This window comes from Bradyrhizobium sp. BWA-3-5 (assembly GCF_032917985.1).
GTDB lineage: Bacteria > Pseudomonadota > Alphaproteobacteria > Rhizobiales > Xanthobacteraceae > Bradyrhizobium.
This window is the reverse complement of record NZ_CP136626.1, coordinates 1,342,118-1,361,952: the sequence shown is the minus strand read 5'-3', so window position 1 is coordinate 1,361,952 and position 19,835 is coordinate 1,342,118. Positions and strand designations below refer to the sequence as shown.

The window sequence follows — 19,835 nt, the reverse complement described above, 5'->3', positions numbered from 1 at the left end:
GCGGCCAGTTGCCGCGCGGCGTAGCTAGCACAGGTTGCGCTCCCTCGCCAGCCCGGCGGGTTGCTGCGAGCCGTATCCTATGACACCATCCGCTGCCGAATTGTCACGCCACCTGGAAGCCTATGCCGCGCCGGAAATATGCTTGGGAGAAGCTGTCGGACGAGCAGTTGCTCCAGCAACGCCTCAGCAGCCTGAAGGTTACGGTCGAAGGCACCTGGCTCGAAGATTGCGTCAGCACGCTCCATGAAGAGCTCGAGGAGCGGGGCATCCGGCTGCGGCCGCACACCTGGATATCGAGCGAATGGTTCAGTCCCGCAGATGTGCCAGGCATTGCCATTCCCTTCTATCTCGCGGATCCCCGCCTGATGAAGCTCGAGAAGAAGATGATGCTCGATGTCGAGGGCGGCACCTGGTCGGAGTGCATGGCCATTCTCCGCCATGAGGCAGGCCATGCCATGCAGCACGGCTACCAGTTGCAACGCCGCCGGCGCTGGCAGCAGCTGTTCGGCCCGTCCTCGAAACGCTACCCGCGCTACTACCGGCCCAATCCGGCCAGCCGGCGTTATGTCCAGCATCTTCGGCTCTGGTATGCGCAGAGCCATCCCGACGAGGATTTCGCCGAAACCTTCGCGGTCTGGTTGCGGCCGCGTTCCAACTGGCGGACGCGCTATGCCGGCTGGCCGGCGCTGAAGAAGCTCGAATATGTCGACGAGCTGATGAGCGAAATCGCCGGGAAGCGGCCACTGGTCACGACGCGGGAGCGCGTCGATCCGCTGCATCAGATCAGCGAGACGCTCGGCGAGCACTACAAGAAAAAGCAGGCGTTCTACGCCTTCACGCCGCCGAAGACCTACGACCGCGACCTCTCCCGGCTGTTTTCCGCCGATCCGCGGCACAGGCGGGGGCAACCGGCTTCGTCCTTCATCCGGCGGCACCGCGCCCAGATCAGGCAACTGGTGGCGCGATGGACGGGCGAGAACCAGCTCACGCTCGACGCCGTGCTTGACGACATGATCTCCCGCTGCCGCGAGCTCGACCTGCGCGCCGTCGGCGCCGAACGGAAGCTTGTGCTCGACTTCACCGTCTTGCTGACCGCCAAGACCATGCACGCACTATTCGGCCCGTCGCGGCGTAAATGGATTGCGCTATGAGACCCCTGCGCGTTCTTGTGCTCATGCATCCGGACTTCGTGCCCCCGGAGTCAACCGACGGCTACACCGCGCGGGAAATCAACGAATGGAAGACGGAATTCGACGTCGTAAGCACCTTGCGCGCATCAGGCCATGACGTCCGTCCGCTCGGCGTGCAGGAGGAAATCAAGCCCGTACGTGACGCGGTCGAAGACTTCAAGCCGCATGTGGTATTCAACCTACTCGAACAGTTTCACCACGAGCCCGTGTATGACCAGCACATCCCGAGCTATCTCGAGCTGACGCAGATCCCCTATACCGGGTGCAACCCGCGCGGCCTGATCCTGGCGCGCGGCAAGGATCTGTCCAAGACCCTGGTGCACTATCGCCGGATCGCGGTGCCGGCATTTGCCGTGTTTCCGATGCGCCGTAAAGTCAAACGGCCGGCGCGTCTTGCGCTGCCGCTGATCGTCAAGAGCCTGAACGAGGATGGATCGTTCGGCATCTCGCAAGCATCCATCGTCGATACCGACGAGAAGTTGGCAGAGCGCGTCGCCTTCGTTCACGAGCGGGTCGGGACAGCCGCCATCGCCGAGCAATATATCGAGGGGCGCGAGCTGTATGTCGGCGTGCTCGGCAACAATCGCCTGCGGGTTCTGCCGGTTTGGGAATTGAAATTCGGCACCATGGGCGGCGCCCGGCACATTGCCACCGAGAAGGTGAAGCACGATACCAGTTACCAGGAGCGGGTTGGAATTGTAGACGGGCCGGCCGACGACCTCGCGCCGGAGGTGCGCGCCCGTATCCAGCGCACGGCGAAACGCATCTACAAAACCCTGGGGCTCGATGGTTACGGGCGCATCGACTTTCGGCTTGCCGCCGACGGCACGCTTTATTTCATCGAAGCGAACCCCAACCCGGAAATCGCGAAGAGCCAGGAGTTCGCGACGGCAGCTCAGCATGACGGGCTTGATTATCCAGCCCTCCTGAACCGCATTCTGGCGCTCGGGATCAGCCGGGCAAAGGCTGGCGTATCCGTAGGCTGAAAGGCGCCCTCACTGCAGTTTCATATTGGCCGCCAGAATCACCCTGCCCCACTTCTTGACCTCGTCCGAGATCAGCTTGCCGAAATCCTCGGGCGAGCCGCCAAGCGGGGTGCCGCCCAGATTCGCAAGCCGGGCCTGGAATTTCGGATCGGCGATGCTGTCATTGACTTCCTTGTTCAGCTTTTCGATGACTGCTTCCGGCGTGCGTTTTGGACCTCCGATGCCATACCATGCACTTGCCTCGTAGCCGGGCAAGGTTTCCCCCAGAGTGGGAATGTCCGGCAATATTGGCGAACGGGCCGCGGTCGTTACCGCCAGGGCGCGGAAACTGCCGGCCCTGACATACCCGATCGATGAGAGTAGCGGGCCGAAATAGAGCTGCGCTTCGCCGGCGAGAAGAGCAGGAAACACCTGTGCGCCCCGATAAGGCACGTGAAAGAGATCGACACCGGCCATCGCTTTGAACATTTCGCCAGCCACGTGGGGCAGAGATCCGACTCCCGCGGACGCCATGTTGACCTTGCCCGGATTGGCCTTCGCGTACGCGATGAACTCTGCGACCGATCTGGCAGCTATCGACGGGTGAACCTCCATGACCAGGGGCACACGAACGATGCCGGCAACCGGCGCGAGGTCTCGGAGGATGTCGAAGCTCAGCTTGAACATTGTCGCATTTATCGCATTCCCCGCGCTGACCAACAGCAGCGTGTATCCGTCCGGAGGCGCCCGCACGACCGCCTCCGTCGCGATGTTGCCAGTGGCGCCGCTGCGATTCTCGATGACAAATGAATTTCCGAGTCGCTCCGACAGCGATTGACCGATCAATCGCGCGACGACGTCGGGCGCTCCGCCGGCGCCAAAGCCTTCGACGAGGTGCACCGGTCGGGTCGGGTAACTCTGCGCGCTGGCGAACCGGGATGATATTGGGAGCGTGGAAGCGGCCATTGACAGCTGCAGAAATTGACGGCGCGGAATTTTCATTGCGGCCTCCCCAAATAAATATCGGGATGCGAAGCCCTGCGGAGCCGCACGGGACCCGCATACACTCAGATGTCAGTTTAATTTTGATGCGCGCCTGCCGACGGCACGAGCGCTGCAAAATGAAAAGGGACTTCGGCACATCCCGCTCGGCAGCTCGCGATCAGGCTACATCAGGTGCGCCACGTGCGGAAGGGTGAAATCAGAGCTGCATACAATCTCATGCAACTATCAGAAGGTACGGCGGCGGCCGTGCCTGTCATGAAGTTGGGTTCCCAATCCGCCACCGTAGCCCAGCGATGAGTTCGGGAGAGCGAGGGCATTCCGACTGAGGCTCGTTTGTATCGCCTGCCTGATCAGCACGGTCGATACATCTCCTGCAGTGATTTGCCGCTCAGAAAGATGGTTCGAGGGGTCAGACCGCCCCTGAGAGCGATCCAGCGGCGGACCGGCCTCGGATAGGTCGAGTACAGCATCAAGGTTGCTTCGGGATCGGCGGAGGCGCGACCATTGGCTCCGTAAGTCCAGGCCGCATGGAAGCCGAGCGTCGCGCGCGAGGTTACACAGATTTTGTCGCGAGGGAGCGCGCTGAGAACCATCGTGCACGCCGAGGCACAGAGACCATCGATGATCACGGATTGGCCCGATGAGGCCAGGCGCTGATATCTGACGATGTAACGCGCAATCAGACCGCCTCGATCGTTGGTGATGCGTACGGCAGAACTTGCCTCTGATACATTCAGGATCAGCAAAACTGCCACGAGGAATCCTGACGCATATTTCATGTCCCACCCCTGGGTTCGAGCAAATCGATTTGGATCGCCTTGCGTGATGCGCGAGCAGCGACAGGCTTGGTCAGGTTCGTGGCATTGTGTGGGCGCAGCGAGCAGAAGTATTCTGGTTCCCTGCCCGCAATGTATGAACTGAGCTGTACCGGAAGGAGGGGAACTGGAATTCTCTCGCCATCCAAGCGGCCATTATCGCTATGCCCTCTGCAGGTCATTGGGTCTCGGGAAGTCAGCGGGCGAGGCGTCCGCATTCACGGCGGGACGAGCGTCGCCGACTGTTTGACATTTGAACCTGGAACGACGCTCGCGCGACGCATCGGCGTGACCTTGGCACATTGTCGCCCTGCCGACACCGCGGCGTTCTCTGCATGCGGCGGCAATGACGGGAGATCCCCCTTGAAAGCAATCGGCGCGGCGATCCTGCTGGCTCTCGGCGGCCCTCCGGCGCGGCCTTCGCGCAAGCCAGGGACAAGGCGCCGAACGTCGACCGTCCCCTGCTCGCGACGTTCTGCGATGCCGCCGACATCAAGGGCTCGGCCTGCACGCGGGCGAAGGGCTATCGCAGTGGCAAGCGCTGCGACGTCAAGCTGCGGCCGGACCGCTATAGCGGCAAATTCCTCGCCGACGGCACGACGCTTCTGGTCGTCAGCTACGAGAGCAATTGCGAGCCCCACGCCACCGATTTCGGCGGCTCCGTCATCTTCGAGCAGAAGGACGGCGCCAGCCTGTTCAATGGCTATCAGCCGGGCTTTCAGGTCAATGATTGCATCACCGTGGCGCGGAACGAGAAGCAGGACCGGCTGATCTGCATCACCGGGCACATCGGACAGGGCCATCTGGAATCCGGTGTCGCGGAAATGGTGTTCACCCGCGACTTCTCAAAGGCGATCGACGTGTCCCTCAACTATTTCGTGACCGGCGAGGATGCGGTCGGCGCCTACGGCGCCAACGTCGTCGAATGCAAGGAGGCCTCGAAATATTTCGGTTTTGCAAAGCTTGGCGCCGGGCCGGCGCGCGATACCGTCACCGTCGAGATCGCCCATGCCGACAAGGAGACGATCGGGACCGCATGCGGCAAAGGCTTTGCCAACCCGAAGCAGACGTTTGGTGAACTCGGTGCCGGCGAGGCCTATGTGCCGCAGGGCTTCGAGAAGAAGGCGCGGTTCGTCGTCGACCTCACCACCAGCAAGGCGGTGCTGGAAGCGGACTTCACGAAGCGATAACCACATGGCCGGCGGCATTGAACCGGTCTGGCGCTGGCGGTGTCAGAGTAGTTTCAGAAAACCTTAAGTCCTTTTGCTGATTGATAGTGCTGCCGTGCCGTTCACAATGGATCAAGTCGCAAGAGCCGATCGAACAAGGGTAGGCGAATGACCGAGGGATCGAACCGCCAGCGCGTGCTGGACTTTCTCAACGTCCTGTACTCCGGCGATATCGAAGCCGCGCTGGAGCGTTGCACCGATGACGTCGAATCCCTCGCCAATGCCCCGATCGACATCCTGCCGCATATGGGCCACCGCCGCGGCAAGGCCGAGCTGCGCGAGATGTGGGAGGCGGTGCGCGCCCGTTATTCCGAGCTGCGCTGCGAGGTGCCGACCCTGGTCACCGAGGGCGACAAGGCCGCCGCCTTCATCCGCGTGTTCTTCCGCAAGAACATCAACCAGCGCATGGTGCAGTTCGACATCGCCGGCTTCTACACGCTGCGTGGCGGCAAGATCAGCCATATCCGGGAGGTCATCGACACGTTCGACCTTGTCCAGCAACTGCTGGAGCGCGACGTTGCCGCGATCCTGACGGGACGAAGGCCGGATCCGATTTAGATCAAGCAGCCCTGGATCAACATGATCAGCCGTGAGAGGCTGTGCACTCCGCCATATCCCCGTCATTGCGAGCGCAGCGAAGCAATCGATCTATCTCCGAACGGAGGCGTGGATTGCTTGCTTCGCTGCGCTCGCAATGACGGAACCGGATACTAGCAATCGTCTCTCAGTCACCCAGTTGCACAACTACGGTGAACGCCGATGCGCTGCTCATTTATCGCGCCTTATTGAACCTGATCGCCCCGCCCGTGACACACCACAAGGCTGTTTGCGGGCAAGATGAACCTATGAAGATCGCGTTGCTGGCTTTGCTGGGGTTGGCGCTCGGGACATTGGGAGGCGCGGCGCTTGGCATCGGGGCTGGCCTCGCCTGGGTGGAAATCTTCAAAACCACGAGTTTTGAAGGCGATAGCGGCATGCTGGTGTTCTTTACCTTCATGCCGACCGGCGCCGCGATCGGCGGTATCGGCGGCGCCCTGCTGTTCGGCATCCTCGCCATTCGCGACGCCGAGATCGCCATCGAGCGCGAGCCGATGCGCCAGCGGGATCGCTGAATCAGCCGCGAATACCGCCGCAACGGCTGCATTTGTGCAATGCAAAAGCGGCCGTTGTGTTTTGGCGGAACCGTTCTATTTCTGACTGCAACAGTGAATGTCGGCAATGATCGCCCGGCGTCGATGAAGACGCCCGGTTTTGGGCGCGTTGCCGTTTTTGAAATCCAGCTCCCCAAGGACCACGTCAAATGACAGAGCATAGTCTCTGGCGTTTTTCGCGCGCGTTGCATCGCGCGATCAACGAACGCCAGCCCGCCGACGTCGAGGCCCTGATCGACGAGGACGTCGACTGGTCGATCTATGGGCCGATCGACCTGTATCCGTTCTTCGGCTCGCGCCGCGGCAAGGCGGCGGTGATGGATGTGATCCGGCAGATCGCGGACAATTTCCGCGTCCACCGCTTCGACCGCGAATCGATCATGCTGGGGGTGGATTCGGCCTCCTCGATGATGCGCTACTCGCTGACTGCGCTGGATTCCAACAAGCCGATCAGCCTGCGCATCGCCCATTTCGCCCAGTTCAGGGCCGGCCGGCTGACCAATCTGCGCGTGCTGGTCGACACGTTCGATCTGGTCGAGCAGACCGTCGGCTATCCGATTCATCTGCCGCGAATTGCGGTCTGACACCTTTTACAGTTCGTCATGTCCGGCGTTAGCCGGGCATCCACGTCCTTTGTCCGCCAGCCCCGACGAGACGTGGGTGGCCAGGACAAGATGCGCGCTTCGCGCTTTTGCCCGGCCATGACGGCCACCTCGAATGAAGACACGGTCACAATTTTGCACTAAAGCGAACGCAATCTGGGCGCGAGCTGGAATGCGGGCGGGGCAATGATTCCGAAAGTGCGACGTGGCTGGGCGCGGCTGCCAATGCTGGTGGCCGGCGTGAGTTTGGCTTCGATGCTGGCAGCAGCGGCACAAACGCCGCCGACGGCCGCCGAGCCTGACTTGCAGGAGCAGGAGACCGAGGAGGTCGAAGCCGCTCCCGCCGAGACGGCTCCCGGCGTCAATGACACCGACATCATGAAAGACATCGACGTCTCCAAGCTCGACTGGAGCATGCTCAATGTCGACGCCTCGACGCTCGCGGACCTCGCCGCCAAGGGCGGCGGCGGGCCGAAAGGCCCGGCCGCCGCGGCAACCGCATGGTCGGCCAATGAAAGGTCGAACGGCACCTCCGCGGTGTCGGTCAAGCAATCGATCTCGCCGTTCTGGGATACGCGCATCGGCGCCGACATGACCGTCGCCCGGCAAGGCGTCGCGACGACCTCCGAGCAGCTCTCGGAAAAGCTCGCCAATGGCGGCAGCCTGCCGCAATCGTCCGGCACCGCCTGGGCGGCGATCACCGCGCCCGGCGTCGCCTCGATCTGGGATAGGACGGCGGTCGAGGCCCGGGTCGACCCTTCCTCCGAGCAGAGCAAGCTCGGCACCTCCTTGAGCAAGTCGCTGCCGATCAGCGAGCATTATTCGGTCACGCTGAAGAACGACTACAATCTGATCCAGCAAGGCATCGTGCCGGTGCCCGGCATCGTCAGCCATCCCTCGCGCAGCCAAGAGACCGACCAGTCGGCGCGGCTCAGCATCACCGATACCGGCACCAGCTTCGTGGCCGGCCAGACGCTGTCGCCGTCCGACGACAAATGGCTGCGCAAGGTCGGTGCCGAGCAGAAGTTGTTCGATGGGGTCACAATCTCCGGCTCGATCGGGGAGACCCCTTCCGGCACCGCCAGCAAGAGCCTCAGCGCAGGCTTCAAACGGAGCTGGTGAGGGCAAAACTGTCTTGATTTGGCACGGGCGCCAAAGTGTCGGCGCCGGAAATGAACGACCATTGCCGCAGATTGGCCCAGATGCGGTCAAAATCGGCAGGACAGATGGGAACGATCCATACGATCCACTTCGTCGTGCGGGGGACGTCCGCGCTCGCCTGAAAGCGAAACAGAGGAAAGCCGATGAACGCCATCAATCGCCCCGAGCAGATTGAATCAAACACCGAGACCGATACCGATCTCGCCGCCGTATCCGAGGTCGAGGCCGGCATCCGCGATTTCGTTCGTAACGACATTGCCTATCTGCGGCGGCCTGCCGTGGCGCCGGACACCGCGCCGCTCGACGCCAACGCGGAAGCGACCGTCAACAACGTCAATTCGCTGATCCAGCGCGTCGCCGGGACTTCGCTGGCGGAAATCGAGAAGCTGATTTCAGAACTCGAGAGCCTCCGCGACCTGCTGCATGCCGAAGGTCAGCGCGTTCAGCGCGAGATCTCCGGCTACGCGCAACTCAGCCAGGCCGCGATGAAGTCGACGCGCATGATCGCCGACAACGTCACGCAGTGGAAGCGCGCTGCCGACGGCCTGCGCAACAGCTAATCGATCGTTGCAAAAATCTGACACTCCGCCGCGTTCCGCATGGAGCGCGGCGGTTTTGTTTGGCTGTGCACGATCTGAATCCTATAAGCAGGGTCATGTCCAAAGACGGATGTCGTCACGCGACGGCGGGCACCTTGTTCAAGGAACACACCGGCGATGCAAAACATTCAGAACGTTCAGTCAGACAATTTGGATTCAATGCCGCTGCGGCAATCGTCGCACAGCGTGGGGACGATCGCGATCCGCTTCGTCGGCCTGTTGACGCTTGCGGTCGTGGCGATGGCCGTGATCTGGAGCCGCTGAATCTTTTCGATCCAGAACCGGCGTTAACCGATCCGAAAGATTACTGACGGACGAACGCGGTTTCTTCGATGGTGTAGACACCATCCGCGTAGGACTTCACCACCATGCCGGCGGTCAGCATCACCGCCAGCGTGACGGTTGCGAAGATAAAGCCGACGAATTTCAGGCTGTTGCGGTCTGCCATTTTCATCCCCTCGGTACTTCCCCTGAGACGCTTATGGCAGGTAGAAAGTTCAAAATGCGTTAGCAAATATTCGGTTTCGCGCCGGCATGGATGACGAAACACTAACGAAACATTTCGCTAACTACGTGGCTTGGACGGGTTGAGGCTGGCGGTGGGCGCGATCCTCAGGCACCCCCGCTCCGCCGCGGCACGAAGGCGGTGGCAAGGAACGAGAACACCACCTCGCCGCGCTGGTTAACACCGGTATTGCGGGCCTGCACAATGCCCCATTGCGGGCGCTTCTCCGACGTCCGCTTGGTTTCGACCCGGTTGGAAAAGCTGACGGTATCGCCGGCCAGCACCGGCTTGATCCAGCGCAGTTGGCGAAAACCCGGCGAGGGCCCCCATACCGCGACCTCCTCGCCGCGCGCCAGGGCCTCGGCCGTCAGGCGCTTGCCGTCGGCGACCAGCAGCTTCATGCAGACCGCGGCGACGTGCCAGCCCGATGCCGCCAATCCCCCGAACAGGGAGTTGCGCCCCTCCTCCTCATCGAGGTGAAAACGCTGCGGATCAAACTGGCTCGCGAAGCGCTTGATGTCGTCGGCAGTGAAGGTGAACGAACCGAACTTGCGCTCGGCGCCGATCTCGATGTCCTCGAAGAAACGCATTGCTAGTCCCTATCAGCTCCTTCGCGACGGCGCACGATGACCGGCGACTCCATCTCGCACAGCACCACGCCAGCCGCGTTGCGAATCGTGCTCTTGAAGGTCACGATGCCTGTTTCGGGACGGCTTTTCGAAACCCTGGCCTCGGCGACATCGACATCCAGCGTCAGGTCGTCTCCCGGGCGCAGCGGCGACAGCCAGCGCATCTCATTGACGCCGGGCGAGCCGAGCGAGGCCGTGCGGCCGATAAAGCCGTCGAACAGCATCCGCATCATCAGCGAGCCGAGGTGCCAGCCCGAACCGGACAGGCCCCTCAGCATCGAAGCGTTGGCAGCGGCCTCGTCGAGATGCATCGGCTGCGGGTCGTATTCGGCGGCGAACGCCAAAATTTCCTCGCGCGTGACGTGGCGCGGTCCGAACGTGCCGAAATGGCCGGGCGTGAAGTCTTCAAAGGTCAGCGTTGTCATGGATTGAATTGAGGATTGCTGTGGGCAAGCCCGAATGTGGCCGTTATTTGCGGCAATCTCAACCCACCCACTCGCATGGCTCGTTTCGCCAGGAGAGTGCCGTCCGCGGTACTCGAGCTTGGCTTGCCCGAAGCAATTTTCGGGGTTAGCCCTGTGTTATCTGGGACTAAAGCGCGATGAGATTTGGATGAATCGTCATCGCGCTTTAGGTCTTTGTTTGAGCATGATCTTTTCGGAAAACCGCTTCACACTTTTCCGGATCATGCTTTAGGTTATTTGACCCGCCGGGGAGGGCCATCGATGTTCGATTTTCAGGATCTGTTTCAGTGGGACCGTTTCATTACCCCCACGATCATCAAGACCTTTTACTGGCTGGTCATCGGCTTGATCGTGCTGTTCGGTCTGTCCGGAATCTTTTCGGCGCTGGCCGCGATGGCCATCAGCCCGTTCGGCGGCTTCATCCTGCTATTATCCTCGATCGCCAGCATCGTGGTCGGCGTGGTGTTTTCGCGCATCGCCGCGGAATTCGTCCTGATCGTCTTCCGCATCAACGAGCATCTCGGCGCAATCCGCGACCAGGGCGGCATGCGGTAGGTGCGTGTCCCGGACGCGGTGCAGCGTTCTTTACGCTGCTCCGCAGAGCCGGGACCTATGCCGGACGTGGGCCCCGGCTCTGCGGCGCATCGCTAACGCGCTGCGCAGCGTCCGGGGCACGCAACGTCCAACTTCTCACGTATTAAACCGGAAATGCATCACGTCGCCGTCGGCGACGACATATTCCTTGCCTTCCAGCCGCAGCTTGCCAGCATCGCGGGCGCCGGCCTCGCCGTTCAGCGCGACATAGTCGGCATAGGCGATGGTCTCGGCCCGGATAAAGCCCTTTTCGAAATCGGTATGGATGACGCCGGCCGCCGCCGGCGCCTTGGTGCCGCGATGGATGGTCCAGGCGCGAGCTTCTTTCGGGCCGACGGTGAAATAGGTGATGAGATCGAGCAGCTGGTAGCCGGCGCGGATCAGGCGGTCGAGACCGGCCTCTTCCAGGCCCAGCGTGTCGAGAAATTCGGTGCGCTCCTCGCGCGACAGGGTCGCGATCTCGGATTCGATCTTGGCCGAGATCACCACCGCGACCGCGCCTTCCTTCTTGGCGTGCTCGAACACCTGCTTCGAAAAGCTGTTGCCGTCCTTGGCCGACCCTTCCTCGACGTTGCAGACATAGAGCACCGGCTTGGAGCTCAGGAGGCCGAGCATGCCGAAGGCGCGCTCTTCCTCGGCCTTGCGCTCCAGCGCCCGCGCCGGCTTGCCTTCGCGCAGCAGCACCAGCGTGCGGTTGACGAGGTCGAGCTGCTCCTTGGCGTCCTTGTCGTTGCCTTTGGCCTTCTTGGTGAGATTGTCGACGCGCTTCTCCAGGCTGTCGAGGTCGGCGAGCATTAGCTCGGTTTCGATGGTCTCGATGTCGGCGAGCGGTGCGATCTTGCCTTCGACATGGGTGATGTCGGAATCCTCAAAACAACGCACGACGTGCGCAACCGCGTCAACTTCGCGGATGGTGGCAAGGAATTGGTTGCCGAGCCCCTCGCCTTTCGACGCGCCGCGCACGAGGCCCGCGATATCGACAAAAGTCAGCCGCGTCGGGATGATCTGTGCCGAGCCCGCAATGGCCGACAGCTTGTCGAGCCGGGGATCGGGCACCGCGACCTCGCCGACATTCGGCTCGATCGTGCAGAACGGATAATTCGCCGCCTGCGCCGCCGCCGTCTCGGTCAGCGCGTTGAACAGCGTCGACTTGCCGACATTGGGCAGGCCGACGATACCGCATTTGAATCCCATAGCGTGTCCTGAAGTCCGTTCGCGATGTCAGCTGCCGCCGTTGGCGTCACCATCGCCCTTGTCGAAAAATCCCTTGGCCTGCAGAACCAGATGAACCTTGTTCTGGAACGTCGAGTCCTTGCCGGTCGCCAGCAGAGCGGCGTTGTCGGCAACTGCCTGGCATAGCGCTTCAACCCACGGCCTGTCGCTCTTCGCAAAGTCCGATAGCACATGGCTATGCACCAGTTCCTTGATGCCGGGATGACCGATCCCCAGCCGCACCCGGCGATAGTCGTTGCCGATGTGCGAGGAGATCGATCGCAAGCCGTTGTGACCGGCAATGCCGCCACCGATCTTGACGCGGACTTTTGCCGGCGGCAGTTCGAGTTCGTCCTGAAACACGGTGACGTCGCCGACGCCGAGCTTGAAGAAGTTCGCCGCTTCCTGAACCGCGCGCCCTGACTCGTTCATGTAGGTGGTCGGCCGCAGCAGGACGACCTTCTCGCGATCGAGCGTGCCTTCGGATGTCTCGCCCTGAAAACGGCGACGCCACGGTGCAAAACCGTGGCGTCGCGCAATCTCATCGACGGCCATGAACCCGATGTTGTGCCGGTTGTTCGCGTATTTCGAACCGGGGTTACCGAGGCCAACAAACAGGCGCATGACGCGGCATCCCGCGTTCGCTTACTTCTTCTTGTCGCCAGCCGGCGCCTTGGCGGCAGCCGCCGGAGCAGCAGCCGCTGGCGCGGCAGCAGCAGCCGGAGCAGCACCCGCGGCCGGAGCCGCAGTGCCCGCAGCCGCCGCAGCAGCGGCAGCCTTCTGCTCTTCGGCGTAGCCGGACGGCGGCACGATGGTCACCAGCGTCGCATCCTCGCGCGACAGCGCCTTCACTCCGGTCGGAAGCTTGATGTCGGACAGATGCAGCGAGTAGCTGATTTCCAATCCGCCAGCATCAGCTTCGAGGTACTGCGGGATGTTGTCGACCGAGCACTCGAGCTCGACGGTATGGGTGACGATGTTGATGGTGCCGCCGCGCTTGACGCCGGGCGAGGTTTCGCCGTTCACGACGTGCAGGGGAACGCTGACGCGGATGGTCGCGCCTTCGCCGAGCCGCAGGAAGTCGACATGGAGCGGAAAATCCTTCACCGGATCGAGCTGGAAGTCGCGCGGGATCACGCGGTGCTTCTTGCCATCGAGCTCGACGTCGAACAGCGTGGTCAGGAAGCGGCCGGCCAGGATGCGCTGGCGCAGTTCCTTGTCGTCGACCGAAATGGTGACGGGGGGCTGGTTGTTGCCGTAGATCACTCCGGGCACTCTCCCGGCGCGACGCTCTGCCCGGGCGGCCCCCTTGCCACCGTTCGGACGCGCGGTCGCCTTCAATTCCTTGACGGTCGCCATCGTGCTAAGTCCTTGTTTTCTAAAAAGTTAAAGGCCGCATCGCGGCCCGTTGGCGTCCCACAGCAAGCCTCCAGGGGTGCGGGGGCTGCGGACGTGGCGGGCTTTTAGCCCCAAAGGGGCGAAATGACAAGGAAATGAAGGGATTTTTCTCAGGTTTGGCAGGGCAGTCCTTGAAGCCGTCATGCCCGGTCTTGGACCGGGCGTCCATGTCCTTGCCGCCGCGACGAAGGACATGGACGGCCGGGGTATTCAGCGAAGACTTAGCTTCGCGCTTTAGCCCGGCCATGACGATGGGTGACCCTAATTGCTAAAGCGCGGCGAGCGCTTTAGGTCTTGTTTGAGCATGATCTCCGCGCAAACGCGTTCCGCGTTTGTCGCGAGGGAAAACAGCTTTTCCGGATCATGCGCTAGCCGTCGGCCCGCGGGCTGCCGGCATCCGGCGCGGCCGGCGAAATGCCGAGTTTGGCCTCCAGAACGGCGATCCGGCCCTTGAGCGCCTCGTTTTCCTCACGGGCCAGCCGGGCCATGTCCTTGACGGCGTCGAACTCCTCGCGCTTGACGACGTCGAGGTCCCGCAGGATGCGTTCGGCCTGGTTGCGCATGACCGTGTCGACCTCGCGCTTGACGCCCTGGGCGGCGCCGGCGGCGTCGTTCATCAAACGGCCGATCTCGTCGAAAAACCGATTGCTGGTCTGGGTCATCTGGAACGCTCCGGTCGCCAATTGTTCGTCACGCCAAGACAATGGCAATCCCGGGAGAAACGTTCAAGTGCGGTTCAAGACCTTCGTAACGGCCCTTTGCCTTGTCATATCAGTCTTTACTTGCAATCGTATCTGAGACCCCCGCCCGCCAAAAGAATCACAAACAATAAGAAGCGCCCATGATCGACCAGCAGATCGATATTCCGACCAAGGACGGCAAGACCACGACCTTCATCACCCATCCCGAGCGCGGTGGCCCCTTCCCGGTCATCGTCTTTTACATGGACGCACCGGCGATCCGCGAGGAACTGCGCGACATGGCGCGGCGGCTCGGCACGTCAGGCTATTACGTGATGCTGCCCAACATGTATTACCGGTCCGGCGTCATGGAGCTCGGGCCGATCCCGCCCGATCCCGAGGCGCCCGAGCGCAAGCGGATGTTCGGCTTCATGAACTCCATCAACATTCCCATGGTGATGGAGGACACCAAGGCGCTGCTCGCCTATGCCGAGACGCAAGAAGCGGCCAGCACGAAGATCGTCGGCACGGTCGGCTATTGCATGAGCGGCCGATATGCGGTGAACGCAGCGACGCATTTTCCGGATCGCGTGAAGGCGGCGGCTTCCATTTACGGCACGCATCTCGCAACCGACCAGCCCGACAGCCCGCATCTCGCTGCAGGCAAGACCAAAGCTGAACTTTATTTCGCCTGCGCCGAGACCGACATCTATGCGCCGCAGGAGATCATCGACAGGGTGATCGCCGGCATGAAGGGAACGAACAACGAAGTCGAGATCTATCCCGGCACCCATCACGGCTTCGCCTTCCCGAAGCGCCCGGTCTACAACCGCGATGCCGCCGAGCGCCACTGGGAACGGCTGTTGGCGCTCTATCGCCGCAACCTCACGTCCTAGCCGCGCAGACGATGTCCTTTCTCACCATCGCCTTTCCCGCCATCGACCCCGTGGCCATCTCGATCGGACCGTTCGCGATCCGCTGGTATGCACTCGCCTATATCGGCGGCATCGTGCTCGGATGGATCTATGCGCGCATGCTGATCCGAAGCGAGAAATTGTGGGGTGGGCCAGCGCCGATTGCCCCCGTGCAACTCGACGATTTCATTCTCTGGGTCACGCTCGGCATCATCCTCGGCGGCCGCACCGGCTATGTGCTGTTCTACAATCCCGGCTTTTTCATCCAGAACCCGATCGCCATTTTCAAGCTGTGGGAAGGTGGCATGTCATTCCACGGCGGCTTTCTCGGCTGCGTCGCCGCGGTGATGCTGTTTGCGCTCAAGAACAACATTTCCATCCTGTCGCTCGGCGACATCACGACCGCCGTCGCGCCGATGGGAATATTCTTCGGACGGCTCGCCAACTTCATCAAGGGCGAGCTGTGGGGGCGCGAGGCGGATGCCAGCGTGCCCTGGAGAATGATCTTTCCCGACGACCCGCTTCAACTTTTCCGGCATCCAAGCCAGCTCTACGAAGCGGCGCTCGAGGGCGTCCTGCTGTTTGCGATCCTGGCCGTCATGGTCCGGATGGGCGCCTTCAAACGGCCGGGCCTGATCTTGGGCAGCTTCATCGCGATCTACGCGCTGGCGCGCATCACCAGCGAGTTTTTCCGCGAGCCGGACCCGCAGCTCGGATTTTTGTGGGGCGGCCTGACCATGGGTATGCTTTTGTCGGTACCGATGATCTTTGCCGGGGCTATCCTTATTGTGATGGCATGGCGCCGCAAGGTGCCCGATCGTATGCAGAAGTCGATTCAAGGCAGGCCGTGACCGAATATTCGCCGCTACTTGCGGAGATCCACAAGCTGATCAAATCGTCAGGACCGATGCCGGTCTGGCGGTACATGGAGCTGTGCCTGATCCATCCCCAGCACGGCTATTACGTGTCGCGCGATCCGCTCGGCCGCGAGGGCGATTTCACCACCGCGCCCGAGGTCAGCCAGATGTTCGGCGAACTGCTCGGCCTGTGGACGGCTTCGGTGTGGAAGTCGATCGGTTCGCCGCCGATGCTCCGGCTGATTGAACTGGGCCCGGGCCGAGGCACCATGATGGCGGACGCCCTTCGCGCGGTCAGGGTGCTGCCGCCGCTTTATCAATCGATCCAGATCCATCTCGTCGAGATCAATCCGGTGCTGCGCGAGAAACAGCAGGCGATGCTGTCCGGAGCCCGCAACATCACCTGGCATGACAGCATCGACGAAGTGCCCGAGGGCCCCGCGGTCATTCTCGCCAATGAATATTTCGACGTGCTGCCGGTCCATCAGGTGGTCAAGCGCGAGACCGGCTGGCACGAGCGCGTCGTCAAGCTCGACACCGAGGGCAAGCTGGTATTCGCCGCCGCCGACGATCCGATGCCGCGCTTCGAAGTCCTGCTGCCGCCGCTGGTGCGCGCCGCCCCCGTCGGCGCCGTGTTCGAATGGCGGCCGGACAACGAGATGATGAAGATCGCTGCGCGGGTGCGCGACCAGGACGGCGCGGCACTGGTCATCGATTACGGCCATCTGCGCAGCGATGCCGGCGACACCTTCCAGGCGATCGCCCGCCACAGCTTTGCCGATCCCCTGAAAAATCCCGGACAGGCCGACGTCACCGCCCATGTCGATTTCCAGGCGCTGGCGCGCGCGGCGGAAGACGTCGGCGCGCGCGTTCACGGCCCGGTGACGCAGGGCGAATTCCTCAGGCGGCTCGGCATCGAGACGCGGGCCATCACGCTGATGGGAAAAGCCACGCCGGAAGTGTCCGCCGATATTTCGGCGGCGCTGAAACGCCTGACCGATAGCGGCCGCGGCGGCATGGGATCGATGTTCAAGGTGCTTGCGGTCACCAAACCGGATCTTGCGATGGTTGCAGGGCTCAGCGACGCACCGCCGGAAGCGGAAGAGGAAACAGCATGACGTTCGGATCCTCGCTGCTCGCAGCCATTCCCGGGCTGCGCCACGCCTTCTTCACCCGCGAGGGCGGTGTGTCGGGCGGAATTTACGAAGGCCTCAATGGCGGGCTCGGATCGAAGGACGATCCGGCCCATGTCGCGGAAAACCGCCGCCGGATGGCCGAGCAGATGGGCGTCGCGCCCGAGCATCTTCTCAGCGTGCACCAGATCCATTCGCCCGACGCCGTGGTGGTGACCGGGCCGTGGGACGGCGACAAACCGCGCGCCGACGCACTCGTGACCCGCACCGAGGGGATCGCGATCGGCGTCACCGCCGCCGATTGCGGCCCTGTTCTGTTTGCCGACCCCGCCACGCGCGTGATCGGCGCCGCCCATGCCGGCTGGAAGGGCGCGCTGACGGGTGTGCTTGAATCCACCATCGAGGCGATGGAAAAACTCGGCGCCGAGCGCAGCGGCATCGTCGCCGCGATCGGCCCCTTGATCCGCCAGCACTCCTATGAAGTGAGCAACGAGTTCGTTGAGCGGTTCATGGATGCCGACTCCGAGAATGGCGTGTTCTTCATTCCGTCGGAGCGCGCGGGTCATGCGATGTTCGACCTCCCCGGCTTCATCCGGATGCGGCTGGAGAACGCCGGCATCCTGATGATCGACGACATCGGTATCGACACCTATTCCGACGAGCGCTTCTACAGCTACCGCCGCTCGGTGCACCGCAAGGAGCCCGACTACGGCCGCCACGTCCATGCAATCGCGCTGGAGCGCGAGTAGACGTCTTACCTCACCTTCAGCACCATCTTGCCGCACGCCCTTCCCGTTTTCGAGGCGGCCGAGCGTCGCCGGCAAGTGCTCGAAGGGGCGGGGTTGCAGAATTCTGGCAACAACAAGGTGAAGCGGGGCGAGCGCCACGCAATCTTTTTGGTGAGCAGTTTGGCCCGCTGCCCTAGACCTTAACACATTTTAACGATATCGCAGGGAACCATGACGAACACCCTGATCGCTTCGCGCCCGAGAGCGCCTCGCGCCATGATTGCGGCCGCTTTGCTTGTTGTGGCCTCGGCGCTTGGCGGCTGCGCCGGCGGCGGCGCGACGGGCAGCAACTCATACGCCATGGCGCCGAGCGGCGGCGGTGGCTCGACCGTGACGTTCGAATCCATCGACGGCCCGCCGCCCCAGGTGTTCGACCGCATGGTCAGCGTGCTCGACAGCGAATCCAAGCTGCGCAACCTGTCGATCGTCTCGCGCGAGGGCGGCGCTTCCTACCGCGTGCGCAGCTATCTCTCGGCGCAGGTCGTGCGCGGCAAGACCGTGATCGCCTGGGTCTGGGACGTCTACGACAACAACCAGCAGCGCGCGCTGCGGCTTTCCGGCGAAGAGCCCGCCGGCAAGGCCGGACGCGACGCGTGGACGGCGGCCGACGACCTCGTATTGCGGAAAATCGCTCAGGCCGGCCTCAGCGGTCTTTCCAGTATGATTAACGGCGGCACACCGGATGCGGCGCCGGCGCCGGCCCCCGAGCGCCGCGGCCCCGCAGTGGCGAGTGTGGAAACCGCGCCACCCGCGCAAGATGCGGCTGGCGTCACCGCGCTGGGTTTCAGCGCCCAATAAAGGGCCCGGGAAAGTCCCGTATTGGCCGATTTTTGACCGGGAAAACGACGCAGGCGGGTTGCCAGCCGAGCCACCCGCCTGATATTCCCTCGCTCATCGAAAAGCGCCGGTTCCCGAGGATTTCTCGACATGCTGAACGTCGTATCCAGCAAGGCGCGAGGAGAAGAATTGATGGCGGCCAAGAACGGCTCAATCAAGCTGGTCGCCGGCAATTCCAACCCCGCGCTGGCCCAGGAAATCGCCAACCGGCTGCATCTGCAATTGACCAAGGCCAGCGTCCGCCGATTCGCCGACAACGAGATCTTCGTCGAGGTTCTCGAGAACGTGCGCGGCTCGGATGTCTACATCATCCAGTCGACCTCGTATCCCGCCAACGACCATCTGATGGAACTGCTTATCATCACCGATGCGCTGCGCCGCTCGTCCGCGCGCCGCATCACCGCGGTGGTTCCCTATTTCGGTTACGCCCGCCAAGACCGCAAGGTCGGCTCGCGCGCGCCGATCTCCGCCAAGCTGGTTGCCAATCTGATCACCCATGCTGGCGTCGATCGCGTCATGACGCTCGACCTGCACGCCGGCCAGATCCAGGGCTTCTTCGACATTCCGACCGACAATCTCTACGCCTCGCCGGTGATGGTGCGCGACATCAAGGATCGCTTCGACCTCGCCAACGTCATGGTGGTGTCGCCCGACGTCGGCGGCGTGATCCGCGCGCGCGGGCTGGCCAAGCGCATCAACACCTCGCTCGCCATCATCGACAAGCGGCGCGAGCGCCCCGGCGAATCCGAGGTGATGAACGTGATCGGCGACGTCGCCGGCTTCACCTGCATCCTGATCGACGACATCGTCGATTCCGGCGGCACGCTGGTGAACGCGGCCGACGCCTTGATCGCCAACGGCGCGAAGGAAGTCTACGCCTACATTACCCACGGCGTGCTCTCGGGCGGCGCCGCCACGCGCATCGCTTCGTCGAAGCTGAAAGAACTCGTCATCACGGACTCGATCCTGCCGACGGACGCGGTCAACAAGGCCCCCAACATCCGCACGCTGTCGATCGCGCCCTTGATCGCGGAAGCGATCAGCCGCACCGCGGCGGAAGAATCGGTGTCGAGTCTGTTCGACTGAAAGGCACTGTAGAGCCGGCAA

General features: G+C 62.6%; 27 protein-coding genes. 16 read left to right on the top strand and 11 right to left on the bottom strand.

The features are described 5' to 3' along the window. Positions 1–122 precede the first annotated feature (122 nt). Together RX331_RS06560 and RX331_RS06555 are read left to right on the top strand one after the other, a co-directional pair. A complete protein-coding gene (locus tag RX331_RS06560) occupies positions 123–1,151 on the top strand; it encodes a putative zinc-binding metallopeptidase (RefSeq protein ID WP_317255799.1) in 1,029 nt (342 codons plus the stop codon). Continuing rightward, positions 1,148–2,176, top strand: coding sequence for an ATP-grasp domain-containing protein (locus tag RX331_RS06555; protein ID WP_317255798.1), 1,029 nt, complete (start codon positions 1,148–1,150; stop codon positions 2,174–2,176). Before RX331_RS06560 ends, RX331_RS06555 begins: the two co-directional genes overlap by 4 nt. Before the next feature lie 9 nt (positions 2,177–2,185). Here RX331_RS06555 and RX331_RS06550 read toward each other — a convergent pair whose 3' ends face one another. From RX331_RS06550 to RX331_RS06540, 3 genes are all read right to left on the bottom strand, one after another. Next, positions 2,186–3,157: a tripartite tricarboxylate transporter substrate binding protein gene (locus RX331_RS06550; protein WP_317255797.1), complete on the bottom strand. Its 972-nt coding sequence runs from the start codon at positions 3,155–3,157 to the stop codon at positions 2,186–2,188. 353 nt (positions 3,158–3,510) lie between these two features. After that, positions 3,511–3,939 (bottom strand): hypothetical protein, encoded by a 429-nt coding sequence (locus RX331_RS06545; RefSeq protein WP_317255796.1) that lies wholly within the window; start codon positions 3,937–3,939, stop codon positions 3,511–3,513. 254 nt (positions 3,940–4,193) lie between these two features. After that, the gene (locus RX331_RS06540; protein WP_317255795.1) at positions 4,194–4,778 is read right to left on the bottom strand and encodes a hypothetical protein; all 585 of its coding nucleotides are present in this window, start codon (positions 4,776–4,778) and stop codon (positions 4,194–4,196) included. A gap of 21 nt (positions 4,779–4,799) precedes the next feature. Here RX331_RS06540 and RX331_RS06535 point away from each other — a divergent pair, with 21 nt between their 5' ends. The 5 genes from RX331_RS06535 (at position 4,800) to RX331_RS06515 (ending at position 8,079) form a co-directional block, all read left to right on the top strand. Beyond that, on the top strand, positions 4,800–5,165 hold the full coding sequence (locus RX331_RS06535) for a hypothetical protein (protein ID WP_317255794.1): 366 nt from the start codon (positions 4,800–4,802) through the stop codon (positions 5,163–5,165). Positions 5,166–5,312: 147 nt separating this feature from the next. Beyond that, positions 5,313–5,762, top strand: a complete 450-nt coding sequence (locus tag RX331_RS06530; protein ID WP_317255793.1) for a nuclear transport factor 2 family protein — start codon at positions 5,313–5,315, stop codon at positions 5,760–5,762. A gap of 191 nt (positions 5,763–5,953) precedes the next feature. After that, positions 5,954–6,316 carry a hypothetical protein gene (locus RX331_RS06525; protein WP_410708136.1) on the top strand — a complete coding sequence of 121 codons (363 nt, stop codon included), beginning with the start codon at positions 5,954–5,956 and terminating at the stop codon, positions 6,314–6,316. 188 nt (positions 6,317–6,504) lie between these two features. Beyond that, positions 6,505–6,939: a nuclear transport factor 2 family protein gene (locus RX331_RS06520; protein ID WP_317255792.1), complete on the top strand. Its 435-nt coding sequence runs from the start codon at positions 6,505–6,507 to the stop codon at positions 6,937–6,939. Positions 6,940–7,143: 204 nt separating this feature from the next. Then, on the top strand, positions 7,144–8,079 hold the full coding sequence (locus RX331_RS06515; RefSeq protein WP_317255791.1) for a hypothetical protein: 936 nt from the start codon (positions 7,144–7,146) through the stop codon (positions 8,077–8,079). Here the strand turns inward: RX331_RS06515 and RX331_RS06510 are convergent. Then, complete coding sequence (locus tag RX331_RS06510) at positions 8,063–8,272, bottom strand: hypothetical protein (RefSeq protein WP_317255790.1); 210 nt, start codon at positions 8,270–8,272, stop codon at positions 8,063–8,065. The two genes, RX331_RS06515 and RX331_RS06510, sit on opposite strands and share 17 nt — an antisense overlap. Here RX331_RS06510 and RX331_RS06505 point away from each other — a divergent pair. Both RX331_RS06505 and RX331_RS06500 read left to right on the top strand, forming a co-directional pair. After that, on the top strand, positions 8,262–8,678 hold the full coding sequence (locus RX331_RS06505) for a hypothetical protein (RefSeq protein WP_317255789.1): 417 nt from the start codon (positions 8,262–8,264) through the stop codon (positions 8,676–8,678). The two genes, RX331_RS06510 and RX331_RS06505, sit on opposite strands and share 11 nt — an antisense overlap. Before the next feature lie 95 nt (positions 8,679–8,773). Next, positions 8,774–9,028: a hypothetical protein gene (locus RX331_RS06500; RefSeq protein WP_317255788.1), complete on the top strand. Its 255-nt coding sequence runs from the start codon at positions 8,774–8,776 to the stop codon at positions 9,026–9,028. Here the strand turns inward: RX331_RS06500 and RX331_RS06495 are convergent. The 3 genes from RX331_RS06495 to RX331_RS06485 form a co-directional block, all read right to left on the bottom strand. Beyond that, positions 9,022–9,165, bottom strand: coding sequence for a hypothetical protein (locus tag RX331_RS06495; RefSeq protein ID WP_317255787.1), 144 nt, complete (start codon positions 9,163–9,165; stop codon positions 9,022–9,024). The genes RX331_RS06500 and RX331_RS06495 overlap by 7 nt on opposite strands. Before the next feature lie 164 nt (positions 9,166–9,329). Further along, entirely contained in the window at positions 9,330–9,812 is a 483-nt protein-coding gene (locus RX331_RS06490; protein ID WP_317255786.1) for a MaoC family dehydratase, read from the bottom strand. A 2-nt stretch (positions 9,813–9,814) separates the two neighbouring features. Next, positions 9,815–10,276, bottom strand: coding sequence for a MaoC family dehydratase (locus RX331_RS06485; protein ID WP_317255785.1), 462 nt, complete (start codon positions 10,274–10,276; stop codon positions 9,815–9,817). A 300-nt stretch (positions 10,277–10,576) separates the two neighbouring features. Between RX331_RS06485 and RX331_RS06480 the strand changes: the two genes are divergently transcribed. Continuing rightward, positions 10,577–10,870 (top strand): DUF4282 domain-containing protein, encoded by a 294-nt coding sequence (locus RX331_RS06480; protein WP_283032344.1) that lies wholly within the window; start codon positions 10,577–10,579, stop codon positions 10,868–10,870. Between the two features lie 135 nt (positions 10,871–11,005). Here the strand turns inward: RX331_RS06480 and ychF are convergent, their stop codons facing one another. The 4 genes from ychF to RX331_RS06460 all read right to left on the bottom strand — a co-directional run bounded on the left by ychF (position 11,006) and on the right by RX331_RS06460 (position 14,181). Further along, positions 11,006–12,103, bottom strand: a complete 1,098-nt coding sequence (gene ychF / locus RX331_RS06475; RefSeq protein ID WP_317255784.1) for a redox-regulated ATPase YchF — start codon at positions 12,101–12,103, stop codon at positions 11,006–11,008. Between the two features lie 27 nt (positions 12,104–12,130). Continuing rightward, the gene (gene pth, locus RX331_RS06470) at positions 12,131–12,745 is read right to left on the bottom strand and encodes an aminoacyl-tRNA hydrolase (protein WP_317255783.1); all 615 of its coding nucleotides are present in this window, start codon (positions 12,743–12,745) and stop codon (positions 12,131–12,133) included. A 21-nt stretch (positions 12,746–12,766) separates the two neighbouring features. Continuing rightward, positions 12,767–13,480, bottom strand: coding sequence for a 50S ribosomal protein L25/general stress protein Ctc (locus tag RX331_RS06465; RefSeq protein ID WP_317255782.1), 714 nt, complete (start codon positions 13,478–13,480; stop codon positions 12,767–12,769). A 407-nt stretch (positions 13,481–13,887) separates the two neighbouring features. Continuing rightward, positions 13,888–14,181, bottom strand: a complete 294-nt coding sequence (locus RX331_RS06460) for an accessory factor UbiK family protein (protein ID WP_317255781.1) — start codon at positions 14,179–14,181, stop codon at positions 13,888–13,890. A gap of 179 nt (positions 14,182–14,360) precedes the next feature. On the opposite strand from RX331_RS06460, the gene RX331_RS06455 reads away from it, so the two are divergent. The 6 genes from RX331_RS06455 (at position 14,361) to RX331_RS06430 (ending at position 19,814) form a co-directional block, all read left to right on the top strand. Continuing rightward, the gene (locus tag RX331_RS06455; RefSeq protein ID WP_317255780.1) at positions 14,361–15,095 is read left to right on the top strand and encodes a dienelactone hydrolase family protein; all 735 of its coding nucleotides are present in this window, start codon (positions 14,361–14,363) and stop codon (positions 15,093–15,095) included. A gap of 11 nt (positions 15,096–15,106) precedes the next feature. After that, complete coding sequence (lgt, locus tag RX331_RS06450; protein ID WP_317255779.1) at positions 15,107–15,964, top strand: prolipoprotein diacylglyceryl transferase; 858 nt, start codon at positions 15,107–15,109, stop codon at positions 15,962–15,964. Beyond that, complete coding sequence (locus RX331_RS06445; RefSeq protein ID WP_317255778.1) at positions 15,961–17,088, top strand: class I SAM-dependent methyltransferase; 1,128 nt, start codon at positions 15,961–15,963, stop codon at positions 17,086–17,088. Before lgt ends, RX331_RS06445 begins: the two co-directional genes overlap by 4 nt. Continuing rightward, positions 17,085–17,852 carry a peptidoglycan editing factor PgeF gene (pgeF, locus tag RX331_RS06440; protein ID WP_317255777.1) on the top strand — a complete coding sequence of 256 codons (768 nt, stop codon included), beginning with the start codon at positions 17,085–17,087 and terminating at the stop codon, positions 17,850–17,852. Before RX331_RS06445 ends, pgeF begins: the two co-directional genes overlap by 4 nt. Before the next feature lie 255 nt (positions 17,853–18,107). Then, entirely contained in the window at positions 18,108–18,689 is a 582-nt protein-coding gene (locus tag RX331_RS06435) for a hypothetical protein (RefSeq protein WP_317255776.1), read from the top strand. 171 nt (positions 18,690–18,860) lie between these two features. Then, complete coding sequence (locus RX331_RS06430) at positions 18,861–19,814, top strand: ribose-phosphate pyrophosphokinase (protein WP_317258040.1); 954 nt, start codon at positions 18,861–18,863, stop codon at positions 19,812–19,814. Positions 19,815–19,835 lie beyond the last annotated feature (21 nt).

What these genes read in the sequence shown, in the direction of transcription:
- RX331_RS06500 (WP_317255788.1), top strand. Translation starts at nt 8,774, where the DNA reads ATGTCCAAAGACGGATGTCGTCACGCGACGGCGGGCACCTTGTTCAAG.
- RX331_RS06460 (WP_317255781.1), bottom strand. Translation starts at nt 14,181, where the DNA reads ATGACCCAGACCAGCAATCGGTTTTTCGACGAGATCGGCCGTTTGATG.
- RX331_RS06505 (WP_317255789.1), top strand. Translation starts at nt 8,262, where the DNA reads ATGAACGCCATCAATCGCCCCGAGCAGATTGAATCAAACACCGAGACC.
- RX331_RS06515 (WP_317255791.1), top strand. Translation starts at nt 7,144, where the DNA reads ATGATTCCGAAAGTGCGACGTGGCTGGGCGCGGCTGCCAATGCTGGTG.
- RX331_RS06535 (WP_317255794.1), top strand. Translation starts at nt 4,800, where the DNA reads ATGGTGTTCACCCGCGACTTCTCAAAGGCGATCGACGTGTCCCTCAAC.
- RX331_RS06435 (WP_317255776.1), top strand. Translation starts at nt 18,108, where the DNA reads ATGATTGCGGCCGCTTTGCTTGTTGTGGCCTCGGCGCTTGGCGGCTGC.
- pgeF (WP_317255777.1), top strand. Translation starts at nt 17,085, where the DNA reads ATGACGTTCGGATCCTCGCTGCTCGCAGCCATTCCCGGGCTGCGCCAC.
- RX331_RS06490 (WP_317255786.1), bottom strand. Translation starts at nt 9,812, where the DNA reads ATGCGTTTCTTCGAGGACATCGAGATCGGCGCCGAGCGCAAGTTCGGT.
- RX331_RS06465 (WP_317255782.1), bottom strand. Translation starts at nt 13,480, where the DNA reads ATGGCGACCGTCAAGGAATTGAAGGCGACCGCGCGTCCGAACGGTGGC.
- RX331_RS06540 (WP_317255795.1), bottom strand. Translation starts at nt 4,778, where the DNA reads ATGGCCCTGTCCGATGTGCCCGGTGATGCAGATCAGCCGGTCCTGCTT.
- RX331_RS06430 (WP_317258040.1), top strand. Translation starts at nt 18,861, where the DNA reads ATGGCGGCCAAGAACGGCTCAATCAAGCTGGTCGCCGGCAATTCCAAC.
- RX331_RS06530 (WP_317255793.1), top strand. Translation starts at nt 5,313, where the DNA reads ATGACCGAGGGATCGAACCGCCAGCGCGTGCTGGACTTTCTCAACGTC.
- RX331_RS06455 (WP_317255780.1), top strand. Translation starts at nt 14,361, where the DNA reads ATGATCGACCAGCAGATCGATATTCCGACCAAGGACGGCAAGACCACG.
- RX331_RS06545 (WP_317255796.1), bottom strand. Translation starts at nt 3,939, where the DNA reads ATGAAATATGCGTCAGGATTCCTCGTGGCAGTTTTGCTGATCCTGAAT.
- RX331_RS06560 (WP_317255799.1), top strand. Translation starts at nt 123, where the DNA reads ATGCCGCGCCGGAAATATGCTTGGGAGAAGCTGTCGGACGAGCAGTTG.
- lgt (WP_317255779.1), top strand. Translation starts at nt 15,107, where the DNA reads ATGTCCTTTCTCACCATCGCCTTTCCCGCCATCGACCCCGTGGCCATC.
- RX331_RS06485 (WP_317255785.1), bottom strand. Translation starts at nt 10,276, where the DNA reads ATGACAACGCTGACCTTTGAAGACTTCACGCCCGGCCATTTCGGCACG.
- RX331_RS06510 (WP_317255790.1), bottom strand. Translation starts at nt 8,272, where the DNA reads ATGGCGTTCATCGGCTTTCCTCTGTTTCGCTTTCAGGCGAGCGCGGAC.
- RX331_RS06550 (WP_317255797.1), bottom strand. Translation starts at nt 3,157, where the DNA reads ATGAAAATTCCGCGCCGTCAATTTCTGCAGCTGTCAATGGCCGCTTCC.
- pth (WP_317255783.1), bottom strand. Translation starts at nt 12,745, where the DNA reads ATGCGCCTGTTTGTTGGCCTCGGTAACCCCGGTTCGAAATACGCGAAC.
- RX331_RS06520 (WP_317255792.1), top strand. Translation starts at nt 6,505, where the DNA reads ATGACAGAGCATAGTCTCTGGCGTTTTTCGCGCGCGTTGCATCGCGCG.
- RX331_RS06555 (WP_317255798.1), top strand. Translation starts at nt 1,148, where the DNA reads ATGAGACCCCTGCGCGTTCTTGTGCTCATGCATCCGGACTTCGTGCCC.
- ychF (WP_317255784.1), bottom strand. Translation starts at nt 12,103, where the DNA reads ATGGGATTCAAATGCGGTATCGTCGGCCTGCCCAATGTCGGCAAGTCG.
- RX331_RS06495 (WP_317255787.1), bottom strand. Translation starts at nt 9,165, where the DNA reads ATGGCAGACCGCAACAGCCTGAAATTCGTCGGCTTTATCTTCGCAACC.
- RX331_RS06480 (WP_283032344.1), top strand. Translation starts at nt 10,577, where the DNA reads ATGTTCGATTTTCAGGATCTGTTTCAGTGGGACCGTTTCATTACCCCC.